The sequence below is a fragment of the Sneathiella sp. genome, from assembly GCF_029233945.1.
Classification (GTDB): domain Bacteria; phylum Pseudomonadota; class Alphaproteobacteria; order Sneathiellales; family Sneathiellaceae; genus Sneathiella.
In genome coordinates this window covers 22416-30046 of the sequence record NZ_JARGOQ010000040.1, presented here as the reverse complement: position 1 = coordinate 30046, position 7631 = coordinate 22416, and the positions used below count along the sequence as shown (strand labels likewise).

General features: G+C 56.2%; 6 protein-coding genes. 2 read left to right on the top strand and 4 right to left on the bottom strand.

All coding sequences use genetic code 11. From position 1 onward, the window contains the following. Window positions 1-1219, top strand: a 1219-nt coding sequence (locus P1U71_RS13020; RefSeq protein ID WP_301106044.1) for an efflux RND transporter permease subunit, incomplete at its 5' end; no start/stop codon positions are given. A 142-nt stretch (window positions 1220-1361) separates the two neighbouring features. Then, window positions 1362-2660, top strand: coding sequence for an FAD/NAD(P)-binding oxidoreductase (locus tag P1U71_RS13015; protein WP_301106043.1), 1299 nt, complete (start codon window positions 1362-1364; stop codon window positions 2658-2660). Window positions 2661-3035: 375 nt separating this feature from the next. On the opposite strand, the gene P1U71_RS13010 is transcribed toward P1U71_RS13015, so the two are convergent. From P1U71_RS13010 to P1U71_RS12995, 4 genes are read right to left on the bottom strand one after another with little or no spacing between them, the layout of a single operon-like run. Further along, on the bottom strand, window positions 3036-3881 hold the full coding sequence (locus P1U71_RS13010; RefSeq protein ID WP_301106042.1) for an alkaline phosphatase family protein: 846 nt from the start codon (window positions 3879-3881) through the stop codon (window positions 3036-3038). Between the two features lie 18 nt (window positions 3882-3899). Further along, complete coding sequence (locus P1U71_RS13005) at window positions 3900-5621, bottom strand: ABC transporter ATP-binding protein (RefSeq protein WP_301106041.1); 1722 nt, start codon at window positions 5619-5621, stop codon at window positions 3900-3902. Between the two features lie 9 nt (window positions 5622-5630). Next, entirely contained in the window at window positions 5631-6593 is a 963-nt protein-coding gene (locus P1U71_RS13000) for an ABC transporter permease (protein WP_301106040.1), read from the bottom strand. Continuing rightward, the gene (locus tag P1U71_RS12995; protein ID WP_301106039.1) at window positions 6590-7561 is read right to left on the bottom strand and encodes an ABC transporter permease; all 972 of its coding nucleotides are present in this window, start codon (window positions 7559-7561) and stop codon (window positions 6590-6592) included. The genes P1U71_RS13000 and P1U71_RS12995 overlap by 4 nt, the downstream gene beginning before the upstream one ends. Window positions 7562-7631: the final 70 nt, after the last annotated feature.

The following is a 7631-nucleotide window of genomic DNA, read 5'->3' as shown; positions in this document are numbered from 1 at the left end:
TCTCAAGGATGCCGACGTACCGAAAGACGCTGTTCTCAAGGTCGTCGAGCCGCCCCCCGGCCCTCCCGTTATCAGTACCTTACTCGCCGAGATTTACGGCCCGGACCCGCAGACGCGCCGCGCTGTGGCCGACAAGGTTCGTGAGGCGTTCGAGAGCGTCCCGTTCATCGTCGATATCGACAACAGCTATCATAACCAGCCAGAACGGATCCAAGTAATCATCAATCAGGACAATCTCGAATATTACGGGGTTGAGCAGTCCGATGTATACGACACGCTTCGTTATCTCTATGGCGGCGCCACGGTGGGATATTCCCACAGAGGCGAGGGCCGTCAACCGATCGTCATCCGCGTCGCGTTACCGAAGTCACGGGCGGTGATGGGCGAGCGCGCATTGGCCACCCCCGTGCCCGCCAATGCACTTCCGGGCGCTCGCGGCGTGGTCGAGCTCGGCGACGTAGTCAGCGTCTCGCGCGAGCCGGGGTCCTATCCGATCTTCCGCCACAACGGTCGTGCGGCTGAAATGGTTATGGCGGAACTCGCTGGCGCCTATGAAGCACCGATCTATGGGATGCTGGCGGTCGAGGATGCCATCGCCGAGGCGGATTGGGGCGACCTGCCGAAACCGGAGATTTCACTGCACGGGCAGCCATCGATTGAAACCCACTCTACCCTGCTTTGGGACGGCGAATGGGAGGTGACATGGGTAACGTTTCGCGACATGGGGGCTGCCTTCATGGTGGCAATCCTCGGCGTCTACTTCCTCGTCGTTGCGCAGTTCGGCTCCTTCAAGGTGCCGCTCGTTATCCTAACACCGATCCCGCTTACCTTTATCGGCATCATGTTCGGACACTGGCTGTTCGATGCACCCTTTACCGCGACCTCGATGATTGGTTTCATTGCACTCGCCGGCATTATCGTGCGCAACTCCATCCTGCTGGTCGACTTCATCCGTCATGCGCGCCAATTCGACCGGCCGCTAATCGACGTTCTTCTGGAGGCTGGCGCCATACGCTTCAAGCCGATCCTGCTCACGGCGCTCGCGGCGATGATCGGCGCGGCAGTCATTCTCACCGACCCGATTTTCCAGGGTCTGGCGATTTCGCTCCTGTTCGGCCTCGCCTCGTCAACTGCGCTCACAGTGCTTGTCATCCCGGCTATTTACATCGTTCTAAGGGGCGAAAAGACACGAGCATCGTCATCTAAGGGCGTTTCTTGAGTCAATATTTGCGTACCTCCGGTAGGGACAATAGCTATCGGAACAAAGAAGGTAAGGCGCTAATGCCTTATATTTACATAAATAAAAAATATGCGTAATTGCTAATATATATTAAGCATACGCGATAAGTGGGAAGGAAATTATGATGGAAATTGTTGTTCTGGGTGCTGGCCTTGGTGGAACCTTGATGGCCTATGAGTTGGTGGATCAGTTACGGTCAGAGGACCGCCTAACGGTGATCGGTCAAGGCGACATCTATCATTTCGTCCCGTCCAATCCTTGGGTCGCGGTCGGCTGGCGCCAACGGTCGGATATTGAGATCGACCTGGTCCCCGTGCTAGAGAAAAAGGGCGCCAGATTCATGACCCAAGGGGCGGTCCGGGTGCATCCCACGGATAAGCGCGTGGAACTGACTGATGGACAAAGCGTCCCCTACGACTATCTGGTTATCGCCACTGGTCCCGATCTAGCTTTTGACGAGATCCCTGGCCTCGGCCCGTCCAGCGTGCATGAAGGAGGCGAAACCCAATCGATTTGCCATGTAGCGCATGCACAGGAAGCCTATACCGCGTTCGAGGCCTTCTGCGCCAATCCCGGCCCGATCGTGGTTGGCGCGGTGCAAGGTGCCTCCTGCTTCGGCCCGGCCTACGAATTCGCCTTTATACTGGAAACCGAACTGCGTAAGCGCAAGATCCGCGACCGCGTGCCGATGACCTTTGTGACCTCCGAACCCTATATCGGTCATCTCGGTCTGGATGGCGTCGGCGATACCAAGGGATTGATGGAAAGCGAATTCCGCGCCCGGCACATCAAGTGGATCACCAACGCCAAAGTCAAGGGCATTGCCGGCAAGGTGATGACTGTCGATGAAGTGAATGAGGATGGCAGCCCAAGGAAGACCCACGAGCTGCCGTTCGGCTATGCGATGATGTTGCCCGCCTTTCGCGGCGTGCCAGCGCTGCTGGGGATAGAAAAATTAACCAATCCACGCGGTTTCGTTGTGATCGACGAACACCAGTGCAACCCGACCTATCATGAGATATTCAGCGTCGGCGTTTGCGTCGCCATCCCTCCCATCAGCCCCACACCGGTACCGGTCGGCGTGCCGAAAACCGGGTTCATGATCGAGTCGATGGTCACCGCAACCGCTCTGAATATCGGTGCTTTGTTACGCGGCGAGCAGCCGAAGTCGCAGGCAACGTGGAATGCCGTCTGCCTGGCCGATTTCGGCGATAGCGGTGTGGCCTTCGTCGCCCAGCCCCAAATTCCGCCCCGCAACGTCAACTGGGCATCCAAGGGCGTGTGGGTGCACCTCGCCAAGGTCGGGTTCGAAAAGTACTTTATGGGCAAAGTGCGCAACGGCAAAAGTGAACCGTTCTATGAACGCTTTCTGATGCACCAACTCAATATCGAAAAACTCAAGGAAACCAGGCAGGAGTGATTCATATGGCGCCTCTCGAATCTTTGAGAGGCGTCCATTCCATCGAGATGGACTCAAAATCATTAGAAATCTGAGGCATATGCTTTCTCTAATTTCGAGCCTTGAGTTAAATCAATACGCTTCGGATTTTCTTATGGTTTATCAGTTCTATTGATCGAAATACCCTTCCGTTATTTCGATGCTGTGCCGTTTGATCACATAAGCGCCGTCCGACATAATCCAACAATTCATAAATCGGCAGCAGTTCAAACTCAAACATGATTTGGCGCTCTTTGAATGGCGCTAACTCACTGCTTGAGATGTGGCAACCCAATACACATGCTGCGCTTCGCCAAGTCACCCTGACAGGGCCAATCGACGGATTATTGAGCGGGGTTACTCGCTCGCGCTGCCGGAAAGAAAGCTCGCGCCCATCCCGTCAGCCGGAGCGATGCCAATTCGGTCAAGAACGGCGGCGGCGATCCCAAGTTGATCCAGCGTCTCCAACCCGTCGGGACCGGCGCCGGGACCGAAATAATAGAAGGGGATGTCGCATACCACGTCTTCCGTGCCGCCATGCCCCCCTTCCGCGGTCATTCCGTGATCCGCCGTCACCATGATCTCGTACCCGGCCGTCAGCAAAATGGGAATGGTCCGGCCAAGAGCATCATCGACATCCATGGTTTGCCGCCGGTATTGCGGGCTGTCACCGCCATAGAAATGCCCGATTGAATCCGTGGAGCAGGTGTGAAACAGAAGATAATCCGGGTTCCATTTTTCCGTCAGAACAATCATTTGCCCGCAAAGATCAATCTCCGCCGGCGCCGTGGGGTTTACACGGCCATAGCCTTCCATCGAATAGTAGCGGCCGATCTGGATATCGCTGTTCTCGTCATGATGCTCAACGGAGCGCAAAGGGTCCCAGGGCTGGTCAACATAGAGCTTGTAGAAATAGGAATGCCCAACCGCCGCCGTTCGTTTTCCGGCGGCCCTGCAAAGCGAAAAAATATTCGGCTTGATTGACCGGCGCAGGGAGGTATTGCCGGTGATGCCGTGGGCAATCGGGGTCAGTCCAGTGTGAATGGTTTCATACATCGAGGCGGATATGGTCGGCGGCGTTGCCTTCATTTTCCAGCAGCGCGCAAGACCGGCGTTAACCGCCCCTTCGAGATATCCGCATTGGGTTCTCGCGGTCTGGTAACCAACGCCATCCATAATAATTAAAATGACTTTATTGCTCATTCGGTAAATCCTCACATGCTAGGCGGTGATTGCTTTTGCGCTTTTGATCAGGCTCTGGGTATAAGCCTCCTTGGGATGCGACAGAATTTGTTCCGTCAGTCCCGCCTCAACGATCCTGCCGTTTTTGAGAACGACGAGTTTATGGCTAATTGAGCGCATGACCGCAATGTCATGCGACACCAGAATCATCGCGCAGCCAACGCTGCGCTGAATTTTAACCAGCAAATCGAGGACGGCGGCCTGAACCGACACATCAAGCGCCGAAGTGATTTCATCTAGCAGAAGCAGATCCGGCCTGGCGATCAGACCGCGCGCAAGGGCGACACGCTGCAACTCGCCGCCCGATAACTCCCTTGGCCGCTTTATCAGATGCTGGTCGGTCAGGCGCACCAGATCCAACTCCCGGCGGATGGCGTTACTCCTCTCGCTGCGGCTCGATTTCGGCTCATATAGAGCATAGGGAATTTCGAGAATTCTCTCAATGGTGTGATTGGGGTTAAGCGCCGTGGACGGGTTTTGAAACACCATCTGCAGGCGCCGCTGGGTCGCTCTTTTACGTTTTTCCACAGGCCTGTCAAAATCCTCCGCTCCCTCCAGGATCATTTCACCGGCGCTATAGTTTTGCAGGCCTGCCAGGCATCTCAGAAGCGTCGATTTTCCGGACCCGGACTCGCCAATAATTCCCAAGGTCTCGCCCGTGTTCAGCGAAATCGACACATCATCAAGCGCCTTGAATATCTGGCCGCCATGCTGTTTGAACTGAACCGAAATATTATTGACCGCCAACAGCCGTTCCTTACCCTCGCCAGGCTCGGGAACGGCGGTAGAAGTTTTCCTTAAATCGACCAGCGGAAAGAAACAGGCGACCTTCGTATCCTGGGCCGGAGCAAGCGGCGGGACGGCATGGCGGCATTTATCTTCCGCATAGAGACAGCGCGGTGCGAAAGCGCATCCTTCGGGACGCGCTCCCGGTTTCGGCGGCGTGCCCTCTATCGCATTCGGCAACAGCCGTTCCTCAATATGGGGCAGCGCCTCAACAAGCGCGCGCGTATAGGGATGATGGCCGCCCTTTATTATCTTCTCGGTATTGCCAAGCTCGACAAAAGCACCGGCATACATGACAGCCGTCTCGGCGCATGCTGTTCTGATGATTCCAAGATCGTGACTGACGATAAGCATGGCGAAACCCTGACTTTTCTGCAGAGCCGCAAGCAATTCCAGCAGGGTTTCCTTGGTCGAGGCGTCAAGGGCGGTCGTCGGTTCGTCCAGCACCAGGATTTCCGGATTGCGCGCCAACGCCAGGGCGATGAGAACCCGTTGCTGTTGCCCCCCGGAAAGCTGGTGCGGCAACCGTTTCATCAGAGACTTCGGATCGGGCAGGCGCACCCCCTCCATAAGCTCGAACGCCTTTTCAGTCCGGTTTTTCACCTGCGCATATTTCAGCACCTCATTAAGCTGCCGCCCGATGCTCATGGTGGGAGTCAGGGCCTGTCCGGCATTCTGCTGAACCAGAGCAATGCGCGGGTTTTCCTTTGTATCGATCGATCCGTTTTGAATTTCCAGCCCGCTCAAATGACCGGCAATGGCATATCCAAGGGTGGATTTCCCGCTGCCCGACTCGCCTACAAGGCCGAGAGTTTCCCCCCCCGCGATGGAAAGATTGACGCGGGACAGGATTTCGACCTTCCGGCCCGAAATATTCTCCGTATAACCAACTGACAATTCGCGGATATCAAGCATGTTCCATCCTCAAACCATGTCCGCCGCCCGGCGATCGAGGCCAATCGCCTTGGCCAGGCCGTCCGCCGTGAAATTGATGCCAATCACCAGGGTTGACAGCATGATCACGGGCGGCCAGAAAAGATAAGGGTAGGACAGGAATAATGTCCGTGAGCTGGCAATCATCAGGCTCCAGTCCGGTGCCGGAATTTCAACCATCAATCCAAAGAAGGAGGCTACCGCGAAAGCGAGTAACAGCCATGTCCAACGCATCGCCAATTCAACCAGTATAACATCGCGGCAGTTAGGAAGCACTTCGTGAAAGGCAATCCAGGAAATCCTGTGTCCGCGCGCACGCGCCGCTGTCACATAATCAAGCGCAACAATCGTCGTCGCATGAGCCCTGACGACGCGCAGCACGGCAAGGCTGTAGAAAAACCCGACAATCGGCACAAAGCTGAAGCCCCGCGCCCCGGCAAAAAGGGTCATCGCCAGCAATAGAAATGCGAGCCAGGGAACGGAAATCAGGGCATCAACGATGCGCATGACGACACCGTCCACCCAACGCGGCATAAGGGTGAGGAATATACCGGCAAACGCGCCCCATGAGATTGCCAGAATTGCCGTCAGACAAGTAACGGCAATCGCGGCGCGCCCCCCCGACACCACCCGGGCCAGAAAGTCGCGGTTTCGATCGTCCGTTCCGAGCGGGAATTCAAGGCCCGGCGGATAGTACCGGGCGATCTCCCCCAAATCAAACTGCGTATAGGGGTCATGCGGAATAAGCCAGGGCCCGAAAACGCTGATCAGGATATGCGCCGCGATGAAGCAAAGGCCAACGCGGCCATTCCAATGCCGCCATATACGCCCCAAAAGCCGTCGCGACGGCTTTATAACGACAAGCCCGACCATCGTAATAAACATGGCAGTACAGACGAGATAATAAATTTTGTCCGCCAGGTAATAGGAAATGGGATCGAGAAACGCCATCATGCCGCGCCTCGCTGCCGAGGGTCGACAAACATGGAGATAACATCGGCGACAAAGTTGATGGCGATATACATGAGCGCCAGAATCAGCACCACCGCAGCCGCGAGATATGTCTGCTGGTCATAGAGCGAGTTCAACAACAGCCGCCCGAGGCCGGGATAGTTGAAGACCGACTCGATCACCGTAACGCCGGAAAGGAGGTACCCCACCGTCAGCGCCGACAGCGAGATCGTCGGCGGTAGCGCCGAGGGCAGGCAGTGCAGCAAGATAATGCGCCATCGTGGAATGCCGTTCAGCCGCGCCGTCCGCGCGAAATCCGAGTTGAGGGCGTCAATCATGCTGGACCGCATCAACCGCTGGATATGCGCCATCATCAACAGGCTCAAGCAAGCGATCGGGAGCGGCGCGATCATCCAGAACTGGGAACTGTTCGATATCTTAGAGCCGAAAAACACCGCCGGTGTCCAGCCGAGCCATTCCGCGAAAATTCCCTGTAAAATGGTGGCGATAGCAAACTCGGGGATCGTCATGAACATGATCAGGGTGGTCGAAATGGCAAGGTCGGACCAGCGGTTGCGCATCAGGGCGCTGGCGATGCCAAGGATCATCGCCAGCGGTATGGCGATCATCGCAGAGATGAGGCCGAGCCGTAATGTCGCGTCCAAGGCTGGCGCGATGACATCCGAGACATTGCGATTTCGGCGGCTCTCGGCTTTTACCGGATCCCGCAGTTCACGGCCGAAATCGCCAACAAGCATGCCGCTAAGCCAGTTGAAATACTGCGTCAGAAACGGTTTGTCGAGACCGTGAATAGCGCGGCAGTCCACCAGCTTTTGAATGTCCGCCACCTCACGATCAAGCATCGTCGTGCATAAATCGCCTGGCCGAGCCGAGACCGCGACAAACACCAGAGTCGCCACAAGCCATGCAGCAAATAATGCAGAAATCAGTCTCGATAACAATCTGGACATTGCGACCCTTGTAAAACACCCGGCAAGGGAAGAAAGCGCAGCGGCCGGGAGTGAACCGCTGCGCCAGCAA

What these genes read in the sequence shown, in the direction of transcription:
- P1U71_RS13015 (WP_301106043.1), top strand. Translation starts at nt 1,362, where the DNA reads ATGATGGAAATTGTTGTTCTGGGTGCTGGCCTTGGTGGAACCTTGATG.
- P1U71_RS13000 (WP_301106040.1), bottom strand. Translation starts at nt 6,593, where the DNA reads ATGATGGCGTTTCTCGATCCCATTTCCTATTACCTGGCGGACAAAATT.
- P1U71_RS13005 (WP_301106041.1), bottom strand. Translation starts at nt 5,621, where the DNA reads ATGCTTGATATCCGCGAATTGTCAGTTGGTTATACGGAGAATATTTCG.
- P1U71_RS12995 (WP_301106039.1), bottom strand. Translation starts at nt 7,561, where the DNA reads ATGTCCAGATTGTTATCGAGACTGATTTCTGCATTATTTGCTGCATGG.
- P1U71_RS13010 (WP_301106042.1), bottom strand. Translation starts at nt 3,881, where the DNA reads ATGAGCAATAAAGTCATTTTAATTATTATGGATGGCGTTGGTTACCAG.